Genomic DNA, 24,570 nt, shown 5'->3' with positions numbered 1-24,570 from the left:
AAAAGGGGTTACTCTTCGCCAATCGCCTTGGCGGTGAGGTTATCCAGCGCCTCAGTCATCTTGGTGATATACTCAGCCTCTTCCGGCAGGCCGTGGGCCGTTACCAGCGTTTCGGGGTCAGCATAGGTGACATGCACGGCCCCTTCGCCATCGGCATAGACCAGCACGCGCAACGGCAGATCAAGCCCGGCCGTCTGGGCATCCTGCATCGCGGGCGTGCCAAGCTTGGGGTTGCCGAAGATCAAAAGCTGCGTCGGGCGCAGCTCCATCTCGACCTTCTCGGCCCCAGCGGCGTGATCGACGCGGGCAAATACCTCGGCCCCGGCCTCTTCAACCGCGCTTTCCAGCCGGTCCATTGTGGTTACCACGTCATGGGGTGAGACCTTGGCCACCAAATCCTGCGCCAAGGCTGGGACCGCGGCCATCATAAGACCTGCCGCCATTGCAATCGCTCTCATCATCGTCTCCTTTGCTGCATTCTGCCCCTGACCTAGCGTGACCTTGGCCCGCGCCAAGCGGTCATCAGAAGGCGCGCGTAAGTTCGCTGGGTCTTGGCTTGGCTGGCCGCGCGCGGTAAGAGGGGCAAAATCAGGCCGGGGGCAGGGCGCGATGAGCGATACCGACAGTTTTATTGACGAAGTGAACGAAGAAGTCCGCCGTGATCGGCTTTATGGGCTGATGCGCCGCTATGGCTGGATCGCCGTGGTCGCTGTGATTGCCATTGTCGGTGGTGCTGCGTGGAACGAATACAGCAAAGCGCAGGAACGCGCGCAGGCCGAAGCCTTGGGCGATGCGATGCTCGCCGCATTGGAAGCTGATGCCAGCAATGCCCGCGCCGAAGCGCTTGCCCCGATTGAGGCCGAAGGCCCCGGTGCCAATGCCGTGCTGAATTTCATGCGCGCCGATGCACTGGCCGAGGCGGGAGAGATTGACGCCGCGGTGGAACAGCTCGACGCCATCGCGCTCGACGGCGATCTTGCGCCGATCTACCGCCAGCTTGCACAGTTCAAAGCCGTGACGCTACAGGGCCAGTCGGTGCCGGTGGCTGAACGCCGTCAAGCCCTCGAAGCGCTGGCACAGCCCGGCGCGGCCCTGCGTCTGCTGGCCGAAGAACAACTGGCCCTGATCGATATCCAAGAGGGCGAGACCGGCAAAGCCGTCGCGCGCTATCAATCCATTCTTTCCGATGCTGAAACCACCCCGGACTTGCAACAACGCGCCCTTCAGGTGATTGTGGCTTTGGGTAAGGAACCGGAGCTTGATGGTGCCGCCGCTGAGGCTGAACTGGATATCCCAGAAACAACGGGCGACTGACACATCTCTACCGCCCAAAAATGGGCGGAGACGTGAAGGTTGAGGAACGACAAGAAGTGAGCAGGTCCATGACAAAGCATCGCGAAATCAACCTCGGGCATCCGGGTCTGCGTCGTCTGGGTGTGGCGGGTGCCGTAGGCGCTGCGCTACTGCTAAGTGCCTGCGAAGACAAGCAAACCTATCTTCCCGGCAAACGCGAAGATGTGCGCGCTGTGTTGCAGAACCCCGGACCGCAAGACCTTGCTTTAGCAGCAGTGGACGGTCCGGTGCCCGCGAACACCAGCCGCGCCATTGCTCTGGGCGGCACGGTAAACAACGCCAATTGGACCCACAGCATTGGCACCGCGTCGACGCGCGTCAGCCATCCTGCATTGCGCAGCACGCTGCAGCCCGTGTGGAGCGCAAAGATCGGTGCCGGCGACAGCCGCAAGCAGCGTATCACTGCCGACCCGGTGGTCGCAGGCGGGCGCGTCTTTACCCTTGATGCAGGTGCTCAGGTCACGGCAACCTCGACCTCTGGTCAAACCCTATGGACCCGCGATCTTACCCCTTCTTCTGACCGTCAGGGCCAAGCCACCGGCGGCGGGCTCGCCGTGGATGGTGAGACTCTTTATGTCTCCATCGGTTTCGGCGTTCTGGCCGCATTGGACGTGACAACCGGCGGTGTGCGCTGGACCCAAGACCTTAACGCCACAGGCTCTGGCACCCCGACCGTTTCGGGCGATCTCGTCTATCTCACGGCCGGGGATGACACCGGCTGGGCGCTCAATAAAACCGATGGCCGTATCCAATGGCAAACCGGCGCGACCACCAGCCTCAGCAACGTATTGGGCGCGCCCGCACCCGCCGTAACGAGTGATCTGGCAATCTTTGCTTTTGGGTCGGGCGAGGTGCAAGGGCTCTTCCGCCAAGGCGGGCTTGAGCGGTGGTCGACTTCCGTTCTAGGCAAGCGCGTAGGCCGGGCGTTAAGCTTTGTCGGTGACGTGACCAGCGCGCCGGTGATCTCGGGCGGGACGGTCTATGTGGGGAACCATTCGGGCCGTTTGGCGGCGCTGGACGTGAACAGCGGTGACCGCAAATGGGTCGCGCGGGATGGGGCCATTGGCCCGGTCTGGCCCGCAGGCGATTCTGTCTTTGCGGTGACCGATCTGAACGAACTTGTGCGGCTTGATGCCAGCACCGGACGCCGCATCTGGGGCACGCCTTTGCCGAATTTCGTCAAAGACAAGCCAAAGAAGCAATCCGAAGTCGTCGCGCATTATGGTCCGATCATCGCCGGAGGGCGTGTCATCGTCGCCTCCAACGATGGCGTATTGCGCAGCTTTAACCCCACCAATGGCGGCCTGACGGGCACCACTCAGATCCCCGGCGGCGCGACCACAGCGCCCGTTGTGGCGGGCGGTACGCTTTATGTCGTGTCCACCAAGGGGCAATTGCACGCTTTCCGTTAGGCCGCAAATAGGCTAAGGCGCGTGTCTGAAGTGGCCCAACCGGGGCCCGGAGCCTGAATTATGTCCTTTACCCTTGCCATCGTGGGCCGCCCCAATGTCGGGAAATCCACGCTGTTCAACCGCCTTGTCGGCAAACGTCTCGCGCTGGTCGACGACCAGCCCGGCGTGACCCGTGACCTGCGCGAAGGTGCTGCCAAACTGGCAGACCTGCGTTTTACCGTGATTGACACGGCCGGTCTTGAGGAAGTCACCGACGACAGTCTGCAGGGCCGTATGCGGCGCCTGACCGAACGCGCGGTTGATATGGCCGACATTTGCCTGTTTATGATCGACGCCCGCGTCGGCGTGACCCCGTCCGACATGGTGTTCGCTGAAATCCTGCGCAAGAAATCCGCGCATGTGATCCTTGCGGGCAACAAGGCCGAGGGCAAAGCCGCTGATGCGGGTATGATCGAGGCCTATTCGCTAGGTCTGGGGGAGCCGATCCGCCTGTCCGCCGAACATGGGGAAGGGTTGAACGACCTTTACAGCATGCTGATGCCGCTGGCCGATGAATACGAAGACCGCGCCGTGCAGGACGCGCCTGAAACAGACGTGGACCTGCCCGAGGATGACGCCGATCTTGAGGCCGAAACCGTCCCCATGCCGACGCGAGCCAAGCCGTTGCAGGTTGCCGTGGTGGGCCGCCCCAATGCGGGCAAGTCGACGCTGATCAACCAGATTCTGGGCGAGGACCGTTTGTTAACTGGCCCCGAGGCCGGGATCACCCGCGATGCGATCTCGCTGATGACCGAATGGGCCGGGCCAGACGGCGATCCGGTGCCGATGCGAATCTTCGATACCGCAGGTATGCGGAAAAAGGCGAAGATTCAGGAAAAGCTTGAGAAACTTAGCGTTAGCGACGGTCTGCGCGCAGTGAAATTTGCCGAAGTCGTGGTGGTTCTGCTGGACGCCGAAATTCCCTTCGAACAGCAGGATTTGCGTATTGCCGATCTGGCCGAGCGCGAAGGCCGCGCCGTGGTCGTCGCCGTGAACAAATGGGACATCGAAGAGAACCGTCAGGACAAGCTGCGCGAGTTGAAGGAAAGCTTTGAGCGCCTTCTGCCACAGCTTCGTGGTGCGCCGCTGATCACCGTGAGCGCCAAAACGGGCAGGGGCCTTGACCGTCTGCAAGCCGCCATCATGCGCGCCTATGAGGTTTGGAACCGCCGGATCACCACCGCCCAGCTGAACCGCTGGCTCTCGGGCATGATGGAGGCGCACCCGCCCCCCGCGCCGCAGGGCAAACGCATCAAGCTGCGCTATATGACCCAAGCCAAGACCCGCCCGCCGGGTTTTGTGGTAATGTGTAGCCATCCTGACAAGGTGCCAGAGAGCTATTCGCGTTATCTGGTCAATGGGTTACGGGTCGACTTTGACATGCCCGGCACGCCGATCCGTCTGTGGATGCGTGGCCAGTCGGACGCGAACCCCTATAAGAACCGCAAGAAAGCCGCGCCTTCAAAGCTGCGCAAACACACAGCAGGGCGCCGCAAGGACTAACGGCTGGGGCATCAGCCCCGCCGAAACGCCCGCAGGGTGGGCAGCGCCACCGCGACGCTGCCCCCAAGCGCCAGATAGGCGACCACGGGTGTTTCGCCCCAGTTGGTCACGATAACACCCACCAGCCCCCAGATTACCGCGATGCCGTAGGTCGGCGTGCGTCCCAAGGCGGTCTGCACGATCGCCCCAATCGCAATCGCCAGCCCAACAAACACCACGGCTGCCGTTTGCCCCTCAAGATAGCCATAGCCTGCCGCTAGCAGCGCCAGTGAGACGCAGGACGCGGCAGAGAGCCACCCAGCGTAAAGGCCCACCGGCGCGGCAGCCCAGAGCGGGTCTTCGACCGGGGCGAGGAACAGGGCGATCAACGCGGTTATCAGCATGATCCAAATGAGCACTGCCGCCCAGATCGGGCTCATGGTGGCCACCGCCAGCCATGTGGTGCCCACCGCGAGCGAGAGGCACAGCGGCACGCGCATGTCATGCCACTGCGCGTCACGTGGTGCGCGCAACAGGCCGTAGGCCAAACCGACGATCAGCCAAAGATAGATCAGGCCCCAGATAGAGAAGGCATAGCCTGCGGGCTGTGCGGGCGGGTTCTCTTGCGGGACGGGGAACTGGTTGGGATCAAAGCCCGAAAAGCTGGGGACAAAGAATGGCGAAATCGCGAAGGCGATGCTGAGCAGCAGCGCGAGCGCTGCGATCAGGGTGCGGGATGATTTGGGCAAGCGGGGGCCTCGCGGGATTAGGTGTTGTGTTACATCTAATCTTAGAGCGTCGGGTGCTTTCGGCAACTAAGGGCCATCGCCTGCCCGCGGGTCGGCGATCTCACCGTTGTTTCATGCCGCTTCATAGTTCAGCCTGCATGTGTGTTCGCGGAGTAGCGCCCAGCCTCACCAAATCGCCTACCCGTCCGGGCGGGCAGGCAATGGCCCGGCGCCTGCGGCTTGATTCCGGGCCTGGTAATAGCCTCAGGCGAGCACACCCTCAGCGGTCAGTGTCGTCTTGCCCCCCAGATACGGCGCAAGCACCTCCGGCAGCCTCACCGACCCATCCGCCTGCTGACCATTCTCCAACACAGCAATCAAACACCGCCCTACAGCCAGACCAGAGCCATTCAGTGTATGCACGAACTGCGGCTTGCCGCCACCTTCGGGCTTGAACCGCGCGTTCATACGCCGCGCCTGAAAATCGCCGGTGGTTGAGACCGACGAAATCTCGCGGTAGCAATTCTGCCCCGGCACCCAAGCTTCAATGTCATAGGTCCGGCGCGCGCCAAACCCCATGTCGCCGGTGCAAAGGATCACGGTGCGATAGGGCACGCCCAGTTTTTCCAAAATGCCCTCGGCACAGCCAACCATGCGCTGCTGCTCGGCGTCGCTTTCATCGGGATGGGTGATCGACACCATCTCCACTTTTTCAAACTGGTGTTGGCGCAGCATGCCTGCGGTGTCACGACCCGCGCTGCCGGCCTCGGAGCGGAAGCAAAGCGTATGCGCGGTGAGACGGATCGGCAGGGCGCTTTGCTCAAGCGTGTCACCGCCGACCGAATAGGTCAGGGGCACTTCGGAGGTCGGGACCAGCCACCAGCCGTTCGTGGTCTGATAGCTGTCCTCGCCGAACTTGGGCAGCTTATCCGTGCCATACATCGCCTCGTCGCGTACCAGCACGGGGGTGTTGACCTCAGTCAGGCCATTCTCATCCACATGGGTATCGATCATGAACTGCGCCAATGCCCGGTGAATGCGGGCCACGCCGCCTTTCAGCATGACAAAACGCGCGCCCGATGTTTTCGAGGCTGTCTCGAAATCCATGCCGGGTTTGACGCTTTCGATCTCGTAATGCTCAACCGGGGTGAAATCAAAGCTGGGTTTGTCGCCCCAAACCTTCACCTCGACATTGTCACCTTCATCCGCGCCCTGCGGTACGTCATCGGCGGGGCTGTTGGGAACGCGGGCCAGCATGTCCGTCAGCTGTGCATCCAGTTCCTGCGCCTCGGTATTCATCGCGGCGACTTCGGCCTTTTTGTCGCTGACCAGTGCGCGCAGGCGTTCAAATTCGGCCTCATCGCCCTTGGCTTTGGCAGCACCGACTTCCTTGCTGGCCTTGTTCTGCTCGGCCTTTGCCGTCTCAGCCGCAGCAATCTTGGCGCGGCGCGCGGCATCAAGGGACAGCACAGCCTCAGACATCGCAGCTTCGCCCCGGCGGGCAAGAGCGGCATCAAAAGCCTCGGGATTGTCGCGGATGGCGCGGATATCGTGCATAAGTCTGTCCTCGGGATCGGGTGAGTCGGTTTAGCTGCGTTATGCCTCAAAGCGTGGCAGGGCGGTAGGGGCCGCAACCATGCGGCGATATGCGCCAGTCTGGGCCCATATAAACCACGGGGCTTTGCACCTTGCACCCGGCTGTTAGCGCGCTTAGGTTCTGGCCAAATTCTCAAGGCCCGTTTTGTGGCCCAATACCCATCGAAAAGGACGACCCCCATGGAAGGCATCCAGCAATTTGTGCCGCTGATCCTGATCTTCGCGATCATGTATTTTCTGCTCATCCGCCCACAGCAGAAGAAGGCGAAAGAACATCAGGCCATGGTTGCCGGTCTGCGCCGGGGTGATCAGGTCGTCACCCAAGGTGGGATCATCGGCAAAGTGGTCAAGGTCAAAGAAGATGGCGAAGTCGAAGTTGAAATCGCTGAAGGCGTGAAAGTGCGTGTGGTGCAGGCCACCATCGCGACCGTCGTTTCCAAGACCGAACCGGCGAAATAAACCCTACCCCGAGGCCGCAACCCAAAGGCGGAACTATGCTACAGATTGATCTGTGGAAGCGGATTGCCATTGTCCTGACCTGTTTGGCAGGACTTTGGCTCGCGCTTCCCAATGCCTTTTACGCTCCTGTCGAAAAGCACAATGACGCCGTGGCGGCCATCGACGTGCAGGGCAGCACGCCTGAGTTGGAAGCGCAGCGCGCGCTTTGGCCTGAGTGGATGCCCTCGGGGTTGGTGAACCTTGGCCTTGACCTGCGCGGCGGTGCGCATCTGCTTGCCGAAGTGCAGCTTGCCGATGTCTATGCCTCGCGCATGGAAGCACAATGGCCCGAGGTTCGTGACGCATTGCGCAGCCTGACCCCGGTCCGGCGCGAAGAAGCGCCAGCGGGCGAGTTGCGGGTCCGTTTGAACGATGCGTCGAAAATGGCCGAGGCCCTGCAGATCACCCGCGATCTGGCCCGTCCTGTGACCACGGTCACCGGGGCAGGTGGCAGCGACATCAACGTCAGCGGCACGGATGGCACCATTAACATCACCCTGTCGGACGCCGAAAAGCAGGCGACTGACGAACGCACGATGCAGCAAAGCCTTGAGATTGTGCGCCGCCGTATTGATGAGGTCGGCACCCGTGAGCCGACGATCCAGCGTCAGGGTGCGGACCGCATCCTGATCCAAGTGCCCGGCATCGGCTCAGCAGCCGAGCTGAAAGCGATCATCGGCACCACGGCACAGCTGACCTTCAACCCGGTGGTCAACCGCGGCTCTAGTGAGAACGACAACCCCGGCATCGGCAACGCGATCTTGCCTGCGGCGGATGAAGAGGGCGTGTTCTACACCGTGGAAACCGCCCCCGTCGTCACCGGAGAGCAATTGGTCGACGCGCAGCCGAGCTTTGACCAAAATGGCGCGCCTGCCGTGTCCTTCCGATTTGACACCTCTGGCGCGCGCAAGTTTGGCGATTATACGGCTGATAACATCGGGTCGCCCTTTGCCATCGTGCTCGACAACGAAGTCATCAGCGCCCCGACCATCCAAAGCCATATTCCGGGCGGGTCGGGCATCATCACCGGGCGTTTCTCGGTCGAGGAAAGCACCAACCTTGCCGTGCTGCTGCGCGCTGGTGCCCTGCCTGCGGGGCTGAGCTTTGTCGAAGAGCGCACCATTGGGCCAGAACTGGGCCAAGACAGCATCGACGCGGGCAAGATCGCCACGATGGTGGCCTTCGCCGCCGTGCTTTTCTTCATGTGGGCATCCTACGGGCTCTTTGGGTTCTTCGCCAATATCGCGCTGATCATCAACGTTGGCCTGATCTTTGGCCTGCTGAGCCTGATTGGGGCCACGCTGACCCTGCCGGGCATCGCCGGGATCGTGCTGACGGTGGGCATGGCGGTCGACGCCAACGTGCTGATCTTCGAGCGTATCCGCGAAGAGCAGCGCAACGCCAAGGGTGCTGCGCGGGCGATCTCGCTCGGCTATGAGCGTGCGCTCAGCGCTATTCTGGATGCCAACATCACCACTTTCATCGTCGCGGTCATTCTCTTCGCTTTGGGCTCTGGCCCGGTGCGCGGGTTCGCCGTCACGCTGGGGCTGGGCATTATGACATCGGTTTTCACCGCCTTCTTCGTCACCCGCTTGCTGGTGGTGATCTGGTTTGAACGCCGCCGTCCCAAGACAATCGAGGTTTGACATGCGACTAAAGCTGGTACCCGACAACACGAACTTCGACTTCTTTGGCTATGCCAAGATCACCTTTGGCGCGTCTGTGGTGGCGATGATCCTATCGCTGATCGCTTGGGGCGTGATGGGGCTGAACTTTGGCATCGACTTCCGCGGTGGGACAACCCTGCGAACCGAAGCCACTGAGGCCGTGGACGTGGGCGCTTACCGTGACGCGCTGAGCGTGCTTGAGCTGGGTGACGTGACCATCTCTGAGGTCTTTGACCCCGGCTTTCGCGACGATCAGCATGTGGCGATGATCCGGGTTCAGGCCCAAGAGGGGCAGGAAGCTGCGACCACAGACACGATCCAGACAATTCAGACGGCGTTGCAGGAGGTATCCCCGGATATCAAGTTCACCTCTGTCGAGTCTGTTGGGCCGAAGGTCTCGGGCGAGTTGATCCAGACGGCGTTTCTGGCCGTGGGGGGCGCGCTGGCGGCGATCTTGATCTACATTTGGCTGCGGTTCGAATGGCAGTTTTCGGTCGGGGCGGTTGTGGCATTGTTCCATGACGTGGTGCTGACCATTGGTTTGTTCTCACTCTTGCAAATCCGCTTTGACCTGCCGGTAGTGGCCGCGATCCTGACGATCATTGGCTATTCCATCAACGATACGGTGGTGATCTTTGACCGCCTGCGGGAAAACCTGCGCAAATACAAAAAGCGCCCCCTGCGTGAGGTGATGAACCTATCCGTCAACGAAACGCTGAGCCGGACGCTGATGACCTCGGGTACCACGCTACTGGCACTGATCGCACTGCTGATCCTTGGCGGCGACGTAATCCGGGCCTTTGTCTTCGCCATCACATGGGGCGTGATCGTGGGCACCTATTCGTCGGTCTATGTCGCGAAGAACGTCGTCCTGTTCCTTGGTGTGAAGCGCGACTGGTCCAAGCCTGACGCGGGCGCTGGTACGCAATTCGCAAATATTGATGCCTGACCTGCTGGCGCAGGCCATCGCCACCCCCGGGGTGGTATGGCTTGCGCTGGCTGTGATCGTGGCGGGGCTGGTCCGGGGCTTTGCGGGCTTTGGTTCTGCCATGATCATCATGCCGGTTGCGGCCTTTGTGCTCTCCCCGGTCGAAGCCATCCTGTTTATGACCGCCGCCGAACTGATCGGCCCCCTTCCCAATCTGCCAGATGCCCTGCGCCAAGGCGCGACGCGAGAAGTGGGGCGCTTATTGTTGGGGGTGCTGATCGGCATGCCACTGGGCCTTTGGGGGCTGTCGATGATGTCACCCGAGGGCTTTGGGTGGATCGTTTCCGGCGTGGTACTGGCGCTTCTGGTGCTGCTGCTGGCGGGCTGGCGTTATCATGGCCCGCTGGGCGCGCGGTTGGTTGTGGGGACGGGCGCTTTGGGCGGCTTCATGACGGGCTTTGCTGGCATCGCCGGGCCGCCTGTAATTTTGCTCTATATGGCCAGTCAGCGGCCCGCTGCAGTAATCCGAGCGAATTTCCTGCTCTACCTGCTGGGGATCGATCTGCTGCTTTTTGTGATGCTGGCTGCGACGGGGCAGGTGGTCTGGTCGGTGCTCGTCCTCGGGCTGCTCGCTGGGGTGCCGAACATCATCGCCAATATCATTGGGGCGCGGCTGTTTGATCCGGGCCGAGAGCGGCTTTTTCGCGCGGTGGCCTATATCGTCATCGCCGCATCGGCTATCCTTGGTCTGCCGCTGTGGAATATCTGAGCCTGAGAGGGACATGACATGCGATTGAATGAGATCACCTATACCGACGCCAAACCGATCGACGGCTACGGCCCCGGCTTTTTCCGCATCGGCGGAGAGGTCGTGCAAGGGCCGCAGGTGATCGGCCCCGACGGGATTACCGGCTGGGGCGGCTTGGCCGACGCGGCCCCGGTGTTGGCGCTGGCGGGCAAGGTCGATGTCGTCTTCCTCGGCACCGGGGCAGAGGTGGCGCATATCCCTGATGACCTGCGCGAGACGCTAGAAGAGGCTGGTCTGGGGATTGAGGTCATGTCCTCTCCCGCCGCCTGCCGCACTTATAATATCCTGCTGAGCGAGGGGCGGCGCATCGCGCTGGCCCTTTTGCCGGTCTGAGAGCGGAGCCGCACCGCGCATGAAAGTAAGTGATCTAAGCGTCGCGCGCGGCGGGGTGCCGGTTCTGTCGGGCGTTTCCTTCGAACTGGAACCGGGCAAGGCGCTGGTGCTGCGCGGCCCGAACGGGGCGGGCAAGACGACGCTGTTGCGCTGCATTGCAGGGCTGCAAGCACCGCTGTCGGGGCGGATCGAAGGGGCGGAGGACAGGGTGGCCTATGCCGCCCATGCGGATGGGTTGAAATCCATGTTGACGGTGCGTGAGAACCTGAGCTTTTGGGCGCAAGTGTTTGGGAATAATGATATATCCGGTGCCCTTGATGGCTACGCGCTGCGGCCTCTCGCTGATCGTCTGGCAGGGACGCTTTCCGCCGGGCAAAAGCGGCGTTTGGGGCTGGCACGGCTGTTGGTGACGGGCCGTCCGATCTGGGTGCTGGATGAACCTACCGTTTCGCTTGATGCGGATGCTGTGGCTCTTTTTGGCAGCGTTCTGCGCGGGCATCTCGCGGCAGGCGGTTCGGCCTTGATGGCCACGCATATTGATCTCGGGGTCGAGGCCCATGTGCTCGACATCAGCGCCTACCGCGCGGCTCTCGACGTCGATCTCGGCGCCAGCGATGCGGCATTCCTATGAAGGCGCTACTGCTTCGCGATCTACGGTTGGCGCTGCGGGCGGGCGGGGGCTTCGGCCTTGGGCTGGCGTTTTTCCTGATCGTGACAATGCTGGTGCCTTTCAGCGTCGGACCGGAAGGCGCGCTGCTCAAGGCCATCGCCCCCGGTGTGCTCTGGCTCGGCGCGCTGTTGGCCTGCTTGCTGTCGCTGGATCGGCTGTTGGCGCTGGACCTAGAGGACGGCTCCCTTGAATTGCTGCTGACTGCGCCTTTGCCGCTGGAAGGTGCGCTGGCGATCAAGGCTTTGGCGCATTGGCTGACCACTGGGCTGCCGCTGGTGTTGGCCGCGCCGTTTCTCGGCGTCATGCTCCAACTCGCGGCCCCCGGCCATCTGTGGTTGCTCGCCTCGCTCGCGCTTGGCACCCCGGCGCTGTCGGTGATCGGCATGTTCGGCGCGGCGCTGACGGTGGGGATCAAACGCGGCGGGCTGCTGCTGTCACTGCTGGTGCTGCCGCTCTATATTCCAACTCTCATCTTCGGGGCCGAAGTCGCACGGCGCGGGGCGGCGGGGCTGGATGCCAGCACGCCGCTTTTGATGCTGGCGGGACTGACCCTTGCTGTGGTGGCGTTGATGCCATTTGCCGCAGCGGCGGTCCTGCGGATGGGGTTGCGATGACCCCGCGAAATTGTGCCCCAAGAATTTGTGCATTGAGCACCACCCAACCGCGCGATAGGTAAACCGCATGTCCCTTTGGCAATACGCAAACCCCGTCAAATTTTTAGCGCTTTCCGAGCGCGTGCAGCCTGTACTTTGGGTCTTAGCAGCGGTCTTTGTGAGCGCTGGCCTGATCTGGGGGTTCTTCGGCACGCCGGATGACGCGCGCCAAGGCAGCACGGTCAAGATTATCTATCTGCACGTGCCCGCCGCGCTGATGGCGATTAACGCATGGTTCATGATGCTGGTGGCCTCGCTGATCTGGTTGATCCGTCGCCACCACGTTAGCGCGCTGGCGGCCAAGGCTGCAGCGCCGGTGGGGCTGGTCATGACGCTGATCGCACTGGTCACCGGCGCAATTTGGGGCCAGCCGATGTGGGGCACGTGGTGGGCTTGGGATCCGCGGCTGACGTCGTTTTTGATCCTGTTCCTGTTCTACCTCGGCTATATCGCGCTGTGGCAGGCGGTGGAGGATCCCGATACTGCTGCTGATCTGACCTCGGTGCTCTGCCTCGTTGGTTCGGTTTTTGCGGTGCTGTCGCGCTATGCGGTGCAGTTCTGGAACCAAGGGCTGCATCAGGGGACCTCGATCCCCGTGGCCACCGGAAACCGCAGCGTGGCGGATGTGTTTTTCTATCCGTTGGTGCTGGCAATGGTGGGTTTTGGCCTGCTGTTTCTGGCGCTGGTGATTTACCGCACGGGCACCGAAATTCGCCTGCGCCGGACGGCGGCGCTGCGGGCGCGGATGAACAGGGGGGCGTGATGCCAGAGCTTGGAAAATATGCAGCCGAGGTGCTTTCGGCCTATGGGGCATCACTGCTTTTGTTGGCCGCGCTGGTTGGCGTGACGCTGCTGCGGGGCCGTGCGGCGCGCCGCGCGCTTGAAGAGACCGAAGCGGAGGCCGGACGCCGTGGCTAAACTCTCGCCTATGATGATCGCACCACCGTTGATCTTTGCCGCCTTCGTCGCGCTGGCGGCCGTGGGCATGTACCGCGATGATCCTGAAGGGCTGCCCTCTACGCTTGTTGGCCAACAGGCACCCGCAATGCCAGAGGCGACGCTGCCCGGCTATCCGCAGGCGACGGACGATATGCTGCGCCGGGGGGAGGTGAGCCTCGTGAACTTCTGGGCCAGCTGGTGCCCGCCTTGCCGTGCTGAACATCCTAAACTGCTGGAGATGCAGGCTGAGGGGATGAACATCATCGGCGTGAATTTCAAAGATACTGAGAAGAACGCCACCACCTACCTTGAGGACGAGGCAAGTCCTTTTGCCGGGGTCGGCTTTGACCCGCAGGGGCGGGTGGCGATTGATTGGGGGGTCACCGCCCCGCCAGAGACTTTCATCGTCGGCGGGGACGGCACCGTGCTGTTTCGCTTTGCCGGGCCGCTGGTCGGTAGTGATTATGAGCAGCGGTTCCTCCCGGCCCTGCGCAAGGCGCTTAGCCGCTGAACTTGCCTGCGAATTCGACCAGCCGCTTGGCTTGATAGGCGATGGATTTCTTTCCGGTCTCGGTCAGCGGGCCGGGTTCGCAGGAATAGCCGTAAGGGTTGCCGCCGTCCTCAAACTTTACCCCATCGGCATAGCCCGGTGGAACGATGATCGCGCCCCAATGCATGGCCGTGACATAGATCGACTGGATCGTGGATTCCTGGCCCCCATGCGGGTTCTGGGCAGAGGTGGTCGCCGTGACCGCCTTATTGGCCAGCGCGCCTGACTGCCACTGTGGCCCCAGCGTGTCGATGAAGGCGCGGAACTGGCTGGCGGCGACGCCAAAGCGCGTCGGGGCCGAGATGAAGTAGCCATCGGCCCATTCCATGTCTTCGGGCTTAGCCTCGGGAATGTCCTTCATTTTATCCAACTGCTCACGCCAAGCATCCTGACCATCGACGACGGCCTGTGGTGCGGTCTCTGCACAGCGGCGGAGGCGAACCTCGGCGCCCGCTTCTTCGGCGGCGCGTGCGGCTTCTTGGGCGATGGCGTGGTTGGTGCCGTATGTTGAATAAAAGAGAACTGTAATTTTCGGGCTCATGGAGTGTCCTTTCGCTAAAGTGCGTCTGGATCAACTGCCGTGACCGTTGTCAGTTCCTGACGCACGGCCATGAGGGCTAAAGCGAGTATTGTTCCGCCCATTCCCGCAGCCGCGCGGTGAACTCTGCATCTGTCAGCTGGTCCAAGGTACCCTGCGGCGCCATAAAGCCCGGCAGTGGTTCCAGCGCAATGCGCAGACGGCGCATCGCTTCGGGATAGGGGGCGACACGCTGGGCCATCTCAACCATCGCCGGTGGCACGCGGCGCGCCGGGTGCTCAGCGCTGTAGTAAAGGGCGAACTGCATCGCGTTAAGGTTTGACACCAGATCAGCAAGTTCAGGCAAAATGATGCTGTTCATCTCTGCGCTGTCGGCATCAAACATCGACGCTTTGGTAAGCAGCCCGCGGGCTTGGGCCACCGTCGTGGTGGTCGACAGGACAAAACTGACCGAGAGGGTCAGGATCACCATGCCGTTCACCCCCGCAAGAACCGATAGGACGAGCCAGAAGGGGTTCTCGGTCTGAAATGGCCCGCCCCCAAGTGTGGACAGCAAATGCCCGACGAAAGCAAAGTCGCGGACGAACCCGGCGGGGCGTTCGCTTTCGGTCATCATCACGGCATCGGTGCTTATCTGAAACACCAAAGTCCAGCCAAGCGACACCAGAACGATCCAAGTGACGGCGATTGCCGTCATGACCACCGGACCAGAAAGCCGGTGCCGGGTTTTGCCTTGAGGCATTATTTTGGTGAAGACGAAGAAAGCCGCCCGTGCGACCCTTTCCGATAGGGGGGCCACAGGGGCTGCACCGATGGCGGTATAGAGGAAGTCCAGAAGCACCAAGACAAGGATCGCCACGCCCACCGCACCGAGTGCGAAACTTATAAACATGGTCGCATCCCCGATCTGTCAGTGTGACTGTCTCATTGGGGCAACCCCCTCATAGGACAGCAGGTTCCCCCGCAAACGAAAAGGGAGCGGCCCATGACAGGCCGCTCCCCCTAAAGTTTACTGCAAGCAGTGTCCGGCGCTTAGGCCGATTTTGCCAAGTTGCGCAGCACGTAGTGCAGCACGCCGCCGTGTTCGATGTACTCAATCTCGATCGCGGTATCGATGCGGCACTTCAGAGTGATCTCTTTGGTGCTGCCATCGGCCATTGTGATCGTGCAAGGCACTTCTTGTAGCGGCTTGATGGTGTCCAACCCGCTGATCGACACGGTTTCTTCACCGGTCAGACCCAGCGATTTGCGGGTGTCGCCGCCGGTGAACTCGAACGGGATGACGCCCATGCCGACGAGGTTGGACCGGTGGATACGCTCAAAGCTCTCGGCAATCACGGCCTTGACGCCCAGAAGCGCTGTACCCTTGGCTGCCCAGTCCCGCGAAGAGCCCGCGCCATACTGCTCACCACCGAAGATGACCAGCGGCGTGCCGTTTTCCTGATGCGCCATGGCGGCATCGAAGATCGACGTTTGTTCGCCATCGGGGCCTTTGGTATAGCCGCCCTCAACACCGTCCAGCATCTCGTTCTTGATGCGGATGTTGGCGAAGGTGCCGCGCATCATGACCTCGTGGTTACCACGACGCGACCCGTAGGAGTTGAACTCCCGCACCGGCACCTGACGCTCTACCAGATACTGACCCGCAGGCGTGGTTTCCTTGAAGGACCCAGCAGGCGAGATGTGGTCGGTGGTGATCATGTCACCCAGCACCGCCAGCACTTTCGCGCCTTCGATGTTGGAGATCACGCCTGGCTCGGGCGACATGCCTTGGAAGTAGGGTGGGTTTTGCACATAGGTCGAGGTCGGCGGCCAGTCGTAGGTCTTGCTGTCCGTGGTCTCAACCGACTGCCACTTCTCGTCGCCCTTGAAGACGTCGGCGTATTTCTCTTGGAAGGCTTCGCGCGTCACGGTCTGTTCGACCAGTTCAGCGACTTCCTGCGTCGAGGGCCAGATGTCTTTCAGGTAAACGTCGTTGCCGTCTTTGTCCTGACCCAGCGGGCTGTTGGCCAGATCATGGTTCATGTCACCGACCAGCGCATAGGCCACCACGAGGGGCGGGGAGGCGAGGTAGTTGGCGCGCACGTCGGGGCTGATGCGGCCTTCGAAGTTCCGGTTGCCTGACAGGACCGAGGTGCCGATCAGGTCATAGTCGTTGATCGCCTTGCTGATCGGCGCTTCCAGCGGGCCGGAGTTGCCGATGCAGGTGGTGCAGCCGTAGCCCACGAGGTTGAAGCCAATCGCATCGAGGTCTTCTTGCAGGCCAGCGGCCTCAAGATAATGCGACACGACCTGTGAGCCGGGGGCCAGCGAGGTTTTCACCCAAGGCTTGCGTGTCAGACCCAAAGCACGGGCTTTGCGCGCCACAAGACCCGCACCGATCATCACATAGGGGTTGGATGTGTTGGTGCAGGAGGTGATCGACGCAATCACGATCGAGCCGTCATGCAGCTGGTAGTGGCCATCATCCGTGGAGACAAAGCCGCGGTTGTGATGACCTTCGTCACCGGGGATGTCCTGCGGCTCGGGCTGGCCGCCTTCGCCTTCCCAACGGATTTCCGAGTTCGCCGAGGTGTCTTTGCCTTCGCGGACGCCTTTGACATAGTCGGCAAAGGCGGTGTGCGCGGAGGTCAGTGCGATGTAATCCTGCGGACGCTTTGGGCCCGAGATCGCAGGCACGATGGTGCCCATGTCGAGGGTCAGCGTATCGGTGTAGACCGGTGCGTAATCTGCATCGCGCCACATGCCGTTCTCTTGGGCATAGGCTTTGACCAGCGCCACACGATCCTTGTCGCGGCCTGTGTTGGTCAGGTAACGCAGGGTCTCGTCGTCGATCGGGAAGAAGCCACAGGTCGCGCCATATTCAGGCGCCATGTTGGCGATGGTTGCCCGGTCTGCCAGCGGCAGGTGATCCAAACCTTCGCCGTAGAACTCGACGAATTTGCTGACCACGCCCTTTTCGCGCAGCATTTCCACAACTTTCAGCACGAGGTCGGTACCGGTGGTGCCTTCCATCATGCGGCCTGTCAGCTCAAAACCGATGACTTCGGGGATCAGCATAGAGATCGGCTGACCCAGCATCGCGGCTTCGGCCTCAATCCCGCCAACACCCCAGCCCAGAACGGCAGCGCCGTTGACCATGGTGGTGTGGCTGTCGGTGCCGACGAGTGTGTCGGGGTAAGCCACCTCTTCGCCGTTTTGGTCCTTGTCGGTCCAGACGGTCTGCGAAAGATACTCAAGGTTCACCTGGTGGCAGATGCCGGTGCCGGGGGGCACAACGCGGAAGTTGTTAAACGCTTTCTGGCCCCACTTGAGAAAGGTATAGCGCTCGATGTTGCGCTCATACTCGCGGTCGACGTTCATCTGGAACGCGCGCGGGTTGCCAAATTCGTCGATCATGACGGAGTGGTCGATGACCAGATCAACGGGGTTCAGCGGGTTGATCTTGTCGGCGTCACCGCCCAAGGCCACCAGACCGTCGCGCATCGCGGCAAGGTCAACAACGGCTGGAACACCGGTGAAGTCCTGCATCAGCACGCGGGCAGGGCGGTAGGCGATCTCGCGAGGGTTCTTGCCGCCTTTGGTCGCCCATTCGGCAAATGCCTTGATATCGTCCTGAGTAACGGTCTTGCCGTCCTCGAAACGCAACATGTTCTCCAAAACGACTTTCAGCGCCGCTGGCAGTTTTGAAAAATCGCCCAAGCCCGCAGCCTCGGCGGCAGGAATGGAATAGTAGGCGACTTTCTGGCTTCCAACGGAGAGGGTCTTGCGGGTTTTGGCACTGTCGTGACCGACTTGGATCGTCATGGCGGGCTCCCTTCGGGGTCTGATGGGTGGCTAGATTGAGGTCTCAATGCCACTAGAGGCGCGGCGGTTCAACTGTTATCAAGCGGGTTCGCGCGATTTTGTATACCATTGTGTACCGAATTTGAAGGGGGAAGCATACTGAGGGCGGCGTGGGGGCGCTAACGGGCGTTTCAACAAAGGTTGATTGGCAATTTACCCGTCGGACAGCTAAACCGGGGCCCATAATAGTATTTGGCCGTCTGGAAATTTATGAAGCCCCTGATTTATCCTGTTCTCACCGCCCTGATCCTGCTGGCCGCGCCTTCGCAGGCCCAGCAGGATCAGCCTGTTGTGGTCGAACTCTTTACCTCTCAGGGCTGTTCCTCTTGTCCCGCTGCCGATGAAATGCTGGCCGAACTGGCCGAGCGGGAGGATATCATCGCGCTGGCGCTGCATGTGGACTATTGGGATTATATCGGCTGGAAAGACCCGTTTGGCGATCCGGCCCATGCGGAGCGTCAACGCGGCTATGCTGCCGTGGGCGGGCGGCGCAGTGTCTATACGCCGGAGCTGATCGTGCAGGGGCAAACGGATATCGTGGGCGCCAAACCGATGAAGTTGATGGACGCGGTCGAGAAACATGCTGAGGCCGCGCCGCGCGTGGCGCTGGCGATCATCCGCTCAGGCGACGCAGTTCAAATTGAAGCAGAGCCGTTGGCCGCGGCATCGGAACCGATGCATGTGCATATGCTGCGCTACTCCCCGATGGAGCGGACCAAGGTCACCCGCGGCGAGAATGCGGGCAATCTTATGGAACACAGCAATGTCGTCCAAGATTGGCAGGTCTTGGCGGAATGGGACGGGTCGGCACCCCTGTCGCTGAGCGCGAAGGCCGAGGGTGATCTGCCTGTTGTGGTGATCATTCAACGCCAAGAGAAGGGCGGGCCGGGCGCTATTCTGGCGGCAGCGCGCAGCAAATAAACCGCGGCTGCCGTTACGTCTCGTGCGGGCGCCAGCGGCGGTGAACCCAGAACCACTGCTCAGGTGTCTTGGTGACCTGCGCGGTCAAGCTGTCGTTCAGCGCCTGCGTCATGGTCATCGGATCGCTATGCGGTACGGGGGCCTCTAGCACCACGTCAAAGCTCACCCCATCGTCTTGTCGGATGCCGTAAAACGGGATCAACAGCGCATCATAGCGCAGCGCCAATTCCGCCGCCGAAATCGCCGTGCGGGCAGGTTGGCCGATAAAGTCGAGGATCGGCGCGCGGATGACGTGTTGGTCGAACAGCAGCACCAGCCGTCCGCCCTGTTTCAAATGCCGCACGAAACCCGCTGTGCCGCGCCGCCCTTGTGGGAACACCGGGCCGCCGAAGGCCTCAAGCGTTTTGACGTAATGCGCGTTGAAATAGGGGTTCTTCATCTCGCGGTAGAGCCCGCCGATGTCATAGCCGCGCGCCACGAGGGCCGCCCGCGCCGCTTCGTAATTGCCGTAATGCCCAGTCACGAGGATCACGGGCTGGCCCTTTAGGTTGGCCTCTTCCAATGCTGCCATGCCGTCGCCGCGCGGTGTGGCCTCGGCCATGCGTTTGGGAAAATCATTGGCCGAGTAGTTTTCGATAAAGGACCGGCCGAGGTTGTTCAGGCAACGCGTGGCGATTTCCTTGCGGCGGGCCAGCGGCATCTCGGGCCAGACATGCTCAAGATTGTCGAGCGCGCGGCGACGGTAGCCCGCGAGCGGGGCGATGACATGCTGCACCAAAGCGCCGACAAAGCTGAGCCGCGCCTTATAGGGCAGGGCCAAAGCCGTGCGGATGATCCCGACGATCAGCAGATTGCTTAGGTAATGCCGCGCACGGCGGCCGAAGGGATAGGGCTTTTTGACTGTTGTGGCTTGGTCCGACATGGGCTCTGACAGGCTGTTAAACTTTTCCTGACATAGCCTGCACAGACGGGCGCAACAAGTCATGGCGCAAGCCATCAGCCGGGGTCAGCCGCTGTCAGCCCTAGCGTTCCCCGTGACCGAAGCCGGCCCCTGCCCATCTGGGAGTGGTTAACGCAGGGCAACAGGGATCGTTCACGCGTCGATCAATTCAGACCACGCGCGGTGGCGCTGTTGCAAGGTTGTCGCCTTAAGCGGTGGCGTCCGGCACACAGGTGCCGCTGCTGGTGTCGAGTTTCATCCCCTCGGCGCAGGTCATGACCTGTTTGTCATGTTCGCAGCCCGATGCGAGGACGAGGGAGGGGGCCGTGAGCGCCATGAGGGCGCCGAGTGTCAGTGCGAGTCTCATTGTATTGCTCCTTTGACAGGCGCAGACAGGGTACACCCGTCTGCGCCAATCTCAAAGCGTTACGATCTTTGCCTTATTCGCCAAAGACGCGTTTGAAGATCGTGTCGACATGTTTGGTGTGGTAGTCCATGTCGAATTTTTCGTTCACGCCATCTTCGCCCAAGGCCGCGACGACCTCTTTATCGGCCAGCAGCAACTCGCGGAAATCGAGGCGTTCTTCCCAGACTTTGAGCGCGTTGCGCTGCACCATCGAATAGGCGTCCTCGCGGCTTACGCCCGCTTGTGTCAGCGCCAAAAGCACCCGCTGGCTCATAACCAAGCCGGGGAATTTGTTCATGTTGTCCAGCATGTTCTGCGGGAAGACAAGCATTTTGTCGATGACGCCCGCCAGACGGTGCAGCGCGAAATCGAGGGTCACGGTTGCGTCGGGGCCGATGCCGCGCTCGACCGAGGAGTGCGAGATGTCGCGCTCATGCCAAAGCGCCACGTTCTCCATCGCGGGGATCACCGACATGCGCACCAAACGGGCGAGGCCCGTGAGGTTTTCGGTCAGCACGGGGTTCTTCTTGTGCGGCATGGCAGAAGAGCCTTTCTGCCCCATCGAGAAGAATTCCGCCCCTTCCAGCACCTCGGTGCGCTGCATGTGGCGGATCTCAATCGCGACGTTCTCGATGCTGCTGGCGATGACGCCGAGCGTGGCAAAGAACATCGCATGGCGGTCGCGCGGGATGACTTGGGTCGAGATCGGTTCAGGGGTGAGGCCCAGTTTCTCGCAGACATGCTCTTCGACGCGCGGGTCGATATTGGCGAAAGTGCCAACAGCGCCCGAGATCGCGCCAGTGGCGATTTCTTCGCGTGCGGCGACGAGGCGGGCGCGGTTGCGGTCCATCTCGGCATAGAAACGGGCGAAGGTCAGGCCCATGGTGGTGGGCTCGGCGTGGATGCCGTGGCTGCGGCCAACACGCACGGTGTCTTTATGCTCAAGCGCGCGTTTCTTCAGCGCTTCCAGGAGTTTATCAAGACCGACGAGCAGCAGATCAGAAGCGCGGACGAGCTGCACGTTAAAGCAGGTGTCGAGAACATCGGAGGAGGTCATGCCCTGATGCACAAAGCGCGCTTCGTCGCTGCCGACATGTTCGGCGAGGTGTGTGAGAAAGGCGATAACGTCATGTTTGGTGACGGCTTCGATCTCGTCGATGCGAGCGACGTCGAATTCGACGTCTTTGGCTTTCCAGACAGCGTCAGCATTCTCGCGCGGGATCGTACCCAGATCGGCCATCGCGTCGCAGGCGTGGGCCTCGATCTCGAACCAGATGCGGAATTTCGTTTCCGGCGACCAGACGGCAACCATATCGGGACGGGAGTAGCGGGGGATCATGCGCGCACCTTTTTAGGACAGGGGAAGGGTCAGGGGCGGCATAGACTGACTTGGGGTTAAGGACAAGTGTGAGGGGGTTATGGGGTGGTGAGGGCCAACGCCTGCCCGTGGGTTGGCGATGCAAACGTGGCCTCGTGCCACTTTATGGGGCAGCCTTGGGATGACTTTACAGACGCGCACCCAGCCTCACCAAATCGCCTACCCGTCGCACCAAAGGTGCGCCAATGTCTGTCGGCACGCCTTTGGCGTGACGGACGGGCAGGCGATGGCCCGGCGCCTGCGGCTTGATTCCGGGCTGTGACCGGTCTCATCGTTCTTACAACAACTCCGTCAGCACCGTCGAACTCCGCTCTAACGTCCTATGCACCGGGCACTTATCCGCAATCTCCAACAGCCGTTGCCGTTGCTCCTCGCTCAAATCCCCCTCCAGCCGGATACGCCGCCGCCACGTGTCGATCTTCTCCGCCGCACCAGTCCCGGCATCCTGCGCGTGGACTTTATCGTGGCACACGTCCACGCTCACACCCGTCAGCGGCCAACCTTTGCGCCGAGCATACATGCGGATCGTCATCGACGTGCAGGCGCCAAGCCCCGCCGACAAAAATCCATAGGGCGACATGCCGCGATTGGTGCCGCCGTAGGCCAGCGGTTCATCTGCCAGCGCGTGGTGATGCGGGCCTGCATTCACGTCTTGCAAAAAGCCATCGGGGTCGGCTTCGCTTACCCGCACAATCCCTTCGGGCGCGCCGGGGGGCGGGGCGGGGGATTTCAGCGCCATATAGCGGTCGGCCCAAGTGGCGATAATCTCGGCCGCATATTCCGCATCGCCTGCGCGGGTGATGAGGTGGTCGGCATCGTCCAGCGTGACGAAGCTTTTGGGGTGTTTCGCGGCCATGAAAATCTGGCTCGCATTGTCGATGCTGACGATCTCATCGCGCGGGGCGTGGAGCACCAGCAACGCGGCTTTCAGCTTGGCAATATCTGGCGCAAGGGTGGCCCCTTGGACGTCCTCGATAAAGCCCTGACTGATGGTAAAAGGCCGCCCGCCAAGATTAACCTCGGCGCTGCCCTTGGCCGAAATTTCAGGCAAGCTTTCGGCGAAATTATGGGTCACATGGGCCGGATCAAAGGGCGCGCCGAGCGTGGCGACCGCTTTGACATGCGACAGTTGCGTGGCCGCTTTCAGCACCGCCGCCCCGCCGAGCGAATGACCGATCAGCAGCGCCGGGGCCATGTCGCGGCTGGAAAGGTAGCTGCAAGCGGCGATCAGATCATCGACGTTGGAGGAGAACGACGTGTTCTCAAACTCGCCGCCCGAATGCCCGAGCCCGGTGAAATCAAACCGCAGCACCGCGATCCCCATCGCCGCCAGCCGCCCCGCGATGCGCCGCGCGGCGGGCATGTCTTTGCCGCAGGTAAAACAATGCGCGAAGAGGGCAGTCGCCAGATGCGGCCCCTCGGGCATGTCCAGCCGTGCGGACAGTTCCGTGCCATCTGGGCCGGGGAAGGTAATGCGTTCGATGGCCATGTGGCTCTCCAATTTGCTTGCCCCAAAGGTGACATGTTCGGCGGTCTGATCAAGGGGCGAGGCGGCACGCTCACCCAAGCGTGACGCGAAAGCACTGTGCGTGATCGCATTTGCCCCGGCTTGTTGCTTTGTATACGACTTGGGCAAACTACCTGTCGGAGAACAACCTTGGCCCAGCCCCCCAAACCAAACCTGCACCCTGCCACCATCGCGGCCCAAGCCGCCGGGGCCGTTGATCCAGCCTCGGGCGGGGTTGTGCCGCCGGTGCAATTCGCCACCACCTATCTGCGGGACGAGAATTACGATCTGGTGAACCCCGCCAATGTCTACCTGCGCTCACATAACGAAAATACCCGCGTGGCGGAGCGTATCTTGAACGCGCTCGAAGGGGCGGAAGAGACGCTGATCTTCCCCTCAGGCATGGCCGCAATCGCGGCGGTGTTCCGCACCGTGCCCAATGGCGCGAGTGTGGTGGTGCAAAGCCAGATTTACTGGGGCACGACGAAATGGATCCGCGATTTTTGCACCCGTCGGCAAATTGCGTTGCATGAGGTGGATGCGAGCGATCTTGACGCCTTCGCCGCGCTATGCCGCGCCGAAAAGCCCGACCTGTGTTTGATCGAGACGCCATCGAACCCGTGGCTGCGGATCACCGATATCGCCGGGGCCGCTGCCGCCGCGCATGAGGTGGGTGCGACGCTGGTCGTCGACAGCACCGCCGCGTCGCCGGTGCTGAGCCATCCGCTGGAGCATGGCGCGGATATTGTTATGCATTCGGCAACCAAAGGGATCAACGGCCACTCCGACGTTTTGGCCGGGTCTTTGGCCACCAATGATACGGGCGCGGCGCGCTGGCAGATGATCCGCGATGACCGTAACGAGGCCGGTGCCGTGATCGGCCCGATGGAGGCGTGGTTGCTGGCGCGCGGGATGCGCACCTTGCCGCTCAGGATGCGCGAAATGTCTCGCAATGCCATGATCTTGGCAGAGTTTTTGTCGGACCACCCGCAGGTGGAACAGGTGATGTACCCCGGCCTGCCAGACCATCCCGGCCATGCCCTTGCCGCCCAGCAGATGAGCGGCGGTTTTGGCGGGCTGCTGTCTTTTGTCGTCAAAGGCGGGGCCGAAGCGGCGCTGAAAGCCGCCGGGCGGTTGCAGCTTTTCCACCGCGCCACCTCGCTTGGGGGTGTCGAAAGCCTTGTCGAGCATCGCCACACGATTGAGCCACATACCGGGATCCCTGAAGGGCTGTTGCGGCTGTCGGTCGGGATCGAGGATGTCGAAGACCTTGGTGCCGATCTGGGTCAGGCCCTCGGCCAGTAAAAATCTTCTGGCCGTGGGTTTCTGCGGCCAGTTTTGCCTATGGCGGCCCTATTCTACCGCGGCTGCCTGTGCC

25 protein-coding genes are annotated in these 24,570 nt (G+C 61.7%); 15 read left to right on the top strand and 10 right to left on the bottom strand.

Annotated features, from left to right (window positions below):
- Positions 1–8: 8 nt before the first annotated feature.
- Positions 9–458, bottom strand: coding sequence for a DUF302 domain-containing protein (locus DSM14862_RS10045; protein WP_007120160.1), 450 nt, complete (start codon positions 456–458; stop codon positions 9–11).
- A gap of 151 nt (positions 459–609) precedes the next feature.
- On the opposite strand from DSM14862_RS10045, the gene DSM14862_RS10040 reads away from it, so the two are divergent.
- From DSM14862_RS10040 to der, 3 genes are all read left to right on the top strand, one after another.
- The gene (locus DSM14862_RS10040) at positions 610–1,314 is read left to right on the top strand and encodes a hypothetical protein (RefSeq protein WP_007120159.1); all 705 of its coding nucleotides are present in this window, start codon (positions 610–612) and stop codon (positions 1,312–1,314) included.
- A gap of 68 nt (positions 1,315–1,382) precedes the next feature.
- Positions 1,383–2,765, top strand: coding sequence for a PQQ-like beta-propeller repeat protein (locus tag DSM14862_RS10035; protein ID WP_007120158.1), 1,383 nt, complete (start codon positions 1,383–1,385; stop codon positions 2,763–2,765).
- 60 nt (positions 2,766–2,825) lie between these two features.
- Complete coding sequence (gene der / locus DSM14862_RS10030; protein WP_007120157.1) at positions 2,826–4,307, top strand: ribosome biogenesis GTPase Der; 1,482 nt, start codon at positions 2,826–2,828, stop codon at positions 4,305–4,307.
- An 11-nt stretch (positions 4,308–4,318) separates the two neighbouring features.
- On the opposite strand, the gene DSM14862_RS10025 is transcribed toward der, so the two are convergent.
- Complete coding sequence (locus tag DSM14862_RS10025; protein WP_007120156.1) at positions 4,319–5,035, bottom strand: hypothetical protein; 717 nt, start codon at positions 5,033–5,035, stop codon at positions 4,319–4,321.
- A 243-nt stretch (positions 5,036–5,278) separates the two neighbouring features.
- Complete coding sequence (gene serS / locus DSM14862_RS10020; protein ID WP_007120155.1) at positions 5,279–6,571, bottom strand: serine--tRNA ligase; 1,293 nt, start codon at positions 6,569–6,571, stop codon at positions 5,279–5,281.
- A gap of 219 nt (positions 6,572–6,790) precedes the next feature.
- Here serS and yajC point away from each other — a divergent pair, with 219 nt between their 5' ends.
- From yajC to DSM14862_RS09970, 10 genes are all read left to right on the top strand, one after another.
- Entirely contained in the window at positions 6,791–7,069 is a 279-nt protein-coding gene (yajC, locus tag DSM14862_RS10015) for a preprotein translocase subunit YajC (RefSeq protein ID WP_007120154.1), read from the top strand.
- 35 nt (positions 7,070–7,104) lie between these two features.
- The gene (gene secD / locus DSM14862_RS10010; RefSeq protein ID WP_007120153.1) at positions 7,105–8,754 is read left to right on the top strand and encodes a protein translocase subunit SecD; all 1,650 of its coding nucleotides are present in this window, start codon (positions 7,105–7,107) and stop codon (positions 8,752–8,754) included.
- Between the two features lies 1 nt (position 8,755).
- Complete coding sequence (gene secF / locus DSM14862_RS10005; protein ID WP_007120152.1) at positions 8,756–9,724, top strand: protein translocase subunit SecF; 969 nt, start codon at positions 8,756–8,758, stop codon at positions 9,722–9,724.
- Entirely contained in the window at positions 9,717–10,472 is a 756-nt protein-coding gene (locus tag DSM14862_RS10000) for a sulfite exporter TauE/SafE family protein (RefSeq protein WP_007120151.1), read from the top strand. The genes secF and DSM14862_RS10000 overlap by 8 nt, the downstream gene beginning before the upstream one ends.
- A gap of 18 nt (positions 10,473–10,490) precedes the next feature.
- Entirely contained in the window at positions 10,491–10,844 is a 354-nt protein-coding gene (locus DSM14862_RS09995; RefSeq protein ID WP_007120150.1) for an Mth938-like domain-containing protein, read from the top strand.
- Positions 10,845–10,863: 19 nt separating this feature from the next.
- Entirely contained in the window at positions 10,864–11,475 is a 612-nt protein-coding gene (gene ccmA / locus DSM14862_RS09990; RefSeq protein WP_007120149.1) for a heme ABC exporter ATP-binding protein CcmA, read from the top strand.
- A complete protein-coding gene (ccmB, locus tag DSM14862_RS09985) occupies positions 11,472–12,128 on the top strand; it encodes a heme exporter protein CcmB (RefSeq protein ID WP_007120148.1) in 657 nt (218 codons plus the stop codon). Before ccmA ends, ccmB begins: the two co-directional genes overlap by 4 nt.
- A 67-nt stretch (positions 12,129–12,195) precedes the next feature.
- Entirely contained in the window at positions 12,196–12,930 is a 735-nt protein-coding gene (locus tag DSM14862_RS09980) for a heme ABC transporter permease (RefSeq protein WP_007120147.1), read from the top strand.
- Complete coding sequence (gene ccmD, locus DSM14862_RS09975) at positions 12,930–13,085, top strand: heme exporter protein CcmD (RefSeq protein WP_007120146.1); 156 nt, start codon at positions 12,930–12,932, stop codon at positions 13,083–13,085. The genes DSM14862_RS09980 and ccmD overlap by 1 nt, the downstream gene beginning before the upstream one ends.
- Before the next feature lie 13 nt (positions 13,086–13,098).
- Positions 13,099–13,617, top strand: a complete 519-nt coding sequence (locus tag DSM14862_RS09970; protein ID WP_040701407.1) for a DsbE family thiol:disulfide interchange protein — start codon at positions 13,099–13,101, stop codon at positions 13,615–13,617.
- Here the strand turns inward: DSM14862_RS09970 and DSM14862_RS09965 are convergent.
- The 3 genes from DSM14862_RS09965 to acnA form a co-directional block, all read right to left on the bottom strand.
- On the bottom strand, positions 13,607–14,197 hold the full coding sequence (locus tag DSM14862_RS09965; protein WP_007120144.1) for an NAD(P)H-dependent oxidoreductase: 591 nt from the start codon (positions 14,195–14,197) through the stop codon (positions 13,607–13,609). The two genes, DSM14862_RS09970 and DSM14862_RS09965, sit on opposite strands and share 11 nt — an antisense overlap.
- Positions 14,198–14,273: 76 nt before the next feature.
- The gene (locus tag DSM14862_RS09960) at positions 14,274–15,086 is read right to left on the bottom strand and encodes a hypothetical protein (RefSeq protein ID WP_007120143.1); all 813 of its coding nucleotides are present in this window, start codon (positions 15,084–15,086) and stop codon (positions 14,274–14,276) included.
- A 140-nt stretch (positions 15,087–15,226) separates the two neighbouring features.
- On the bottom strand, positions 15,227–18,001 hold the full coding sequence (acnA, locus tag DSM14862_RS09955) for an aconitate hydratase AcnA (RefSeq protein WP_007120142.1): 2,775 nt from the start codon (positions 17,999–18,001) through the stop codon (positions 15,227–15,229).
- A gap of 249 nt (positions 18,002–18,250) precedes the next feature.
- Between acnA and DSM14862_RS09950 the strand changes: the two genes are divergently transcribed.
- Complete coding sequence (locus DSM14862_RS09950; protein ID WP_007120141.1) at positions 18,251–18,961, top strand: DUF1223 domain-containing protein; 711 nt, start codon at positions 18,251–18,253, stop codon at positions 18,959–18,961.
- 13 nt (positions 18,962–18,974) lie between these two features.
- Here DSM14862_RS09950 and DSM14862_RS09945 read toward each other — a convergent pair whose 3' ends face one another.
- The 4 genes from DSM14862_RS09945 to DSM14862_RS09930 form a co-directional block, all read right to left on the bottom strand.
- Positions 18,975–19,883: a lysophospholipid acyltransferase family protein gene (locus DSM14862_RS09945; RefSeq protein WP_007120140.1), complete on the bottom strand. Its 909-nt coding sequence runs from the start codon at positions 19,881–19,883 to the stop codon at positions 18,975–18,977.
- 226 nt (positions 19,884–20,109) lie between these two features.
- Positions 20,110–20,268: a hypothetical protein gene (locus DSM14862_RS09940; RefSeq protein WP_007120139.1), complete on the bottom strand. Its 159-nt coding sequence runs from the start codon at positions 20,266–20,268 to the stop codon at positions 20,110–20,112.
- A 73-nt stretch (positions 20,269–20,341) separates the two neighbouring features.
- Positions 20,342–21,646: an adenylosuccinate lyase gene (gene purB / locus DSM14862_RS09935; RefSeq protein ID WP_007120138.1), complete on the bottom strand. Its 1,305-nt coding sequence runs from the start codon at positions 21,644–21,646 to the stop codon at positions 20,342–20,344.
- 316 nt (positions 21,647–21,962) lie between these two features.
- Positions 21,963–23,174: a bifunctional alpha/beta hydrolase/OsmC family protein gene (locus DSM14862_RS09930; protein WP_040701405.1), complete on the bottom strand. Its 1,212-nt coding sequence runs from the start codon at positions 23,172–23,174 to the stop codon at positions 21,963–21,965.
- Positions 23,175–23,342: 168 nt separating this feature from the next.
- On the opposite strand from DSM14862_RS09930, the gene DSM14862_RS09925 reads away from it, so the two are divergent.
- Positions 23,343–24,497: a trans-sulfuration enzyme family protein gene (locus DSM14862_RS09925; RefSeq protein WP_007120136.1), complete on the top strand. Its 1,155-nt coding sequence runs from the start codon at positions 23,343–23,345 to the stop codon at positions 24,495–24,497.
- The last annotated feature ends 73 nt before the right edge of the window (positions 24,498–24,570 follow it).

The organism is Sulfitobacter indolifex (genome assembly GCF_022788655.1).
GTDB classification, from domain to species: Bacteria; Pseudomonadota; Alphaproteobacteria; order Rhodobacterales; family Rhodobacteraceae; genus Sulfitobacter; species Sulfitobacter indolifex.
The sequence above is the reverse complement of the archived record's forward strand: the minus strand, read 5'-3'. Positions and strand labels throughout refer to the sequence as shown.

Coding starts and splice junctions, on each gene's coding strand:
- DSM14862_RS09950 (WP_007120141.1), top strand. CDS start 18,251: ATGAAGCCCCTGATTTATCCTGTTCTCACCGCCCTGATCCTGCTGGCC.
- purB (WP_007120138.1), bottom strand. CDS start 21,646: ATGATCCCCCGCTACTCCCGTCCCGATATGGTTGCCGTCTGGTCGCCG.
- DSM14862_RS09995 (WP_007120150.1), top strand. CDS start 10,491: ATGCGATTGAATGAGATCACCTATACCGACGCCAAACCGATCGACGGC.
- DSM14862_RS09965 (WP_007120144.1), bottom strand. CDS start 14,197: ATGAGCCCGAAAATTACAGTTCTCTTTTATTCAACATACGGCACCAAC.
- DSM14862_RS09930 (WP_040701405.1), bottom strand. CDS start 23,174: ATGGCCATCGAACGCATTACCTTCCCCGGCCCAGATGGCACGGAACTG.
- der (WP_007120157.1), top strand. CDS start 2,826: ATGTCCTTTACCCTTGCCATCGTGGGCCGCCCCAATGTCGGGAAATCC.
- secD (WP_007120153.1), top strand. CDS start 7,105: ATGCTACAGATTGATCTGTGGAAGCGGATTGCCATTGTCCTGACCTGT.
- ccmD (WP_007120146.1), top strand. CDS start 12,930: ATGCCAGAGCTTGGAAAATATGCAGCCGAGGTGCTTTCGGCCTATGGG.
- DSM14862_RS10000 (WP_007120151.1), top strand. CDS start 9,717: ATGCCTGACCTGCTGGCGCAGGCCATCGCCACCCCCGGGGTGGTATGG.
- DSM14862_RS09945 (WP_007120140.1), bottom strand. CDS start 19,883: ATGTCGGACCAAGCCACAACAGTCAAAAAGCCCTATCCCTTCGGCCGC.
- DSM14862_RS09970 (WP_040701407.1), top strand. CDS start 13,099: ATGATCGCACCACCGTTGATCTTTGCCGCCTTCGTCGCGCTGGCGGCC.
- DSM14862_RS09980 (WP_007120147.1), top strand. CDS start 12,196: ATGTCCCTTTGGCAATACGCAAACCCCGTCAAATTTTTAGCGCTTTCC.
- ccmA (WP_007120149.1), top strand. CDS start 10,864: ATGAAAGTAAGTGATCTAAGCGTCGCGCGCGGCGGGGTGCCGGTTCTG.
- ccmB (WP_007120148.1), top strand. CDS start 11,472: ATGAAGGCGCTACTGCTTCGCGATCTACGGTTGGCGCTGCGGGCGGGC.
- DSM14862_RS10045 (WP_007120160.1), bottom strand. CDS start 458: ATGAGAGCGATTGCAATGGCGGCAGGTCTTATGATGGCCGCGGTCCCA.
- secF (WP_007120152.1), top strand. CDS start 8,756: ATGCGACTAAAGCTGGTACCCGACAACACGAACTTCGACTTCTTTGGC.
- acnA (WP_007120142.1), bottom strand. CDS start 18,001: ATGACGATCCAAGTCGGTCACGACAGTGCCAAAACCCGCAAGACCCTC.
- DSM14862_RS10040 (WP_007120159.1), top strand. CDS start 610: ATGAGCGATACCGACAGTTTTATTGACGAAGTGAACGAAGAAGTCCGC.
- DSM14862_RS09960 (WP_007120143.1), bottom strand. CDS start 15,086: ATGTTTATAAGTTTCGCACTCGGTGCGGTGGGCGTGGCGATCCTTGTC.
- DSM14862_RS09940 (WP_007120139.1), bottom strand. CDS start 20,268: ATGAGACTCGCACTGACACTCGGCGCCCTCATGGCGCTCACGGCCCCC.
- serS (WP_007120155.1), bottom strand. CDS start 6,571: ATGCACGATATCCGCGCCATCCGCGACAATCCCGAGGCTTTTGATGCC.
- DSM14862_RS10035 (WP_007120158.1), top strand. CDS start 1,383: ATGACAAAGCATCGCGAAATCAACCTCGGGCATCCGGGTCTGCGTCGT.
- yajC (WP_007120154.1), top strand. CDS start 6,791: ATGGAAGGCATCCAGCAATTTGTGCCGCTGATCCTGATCTTCGCGATC.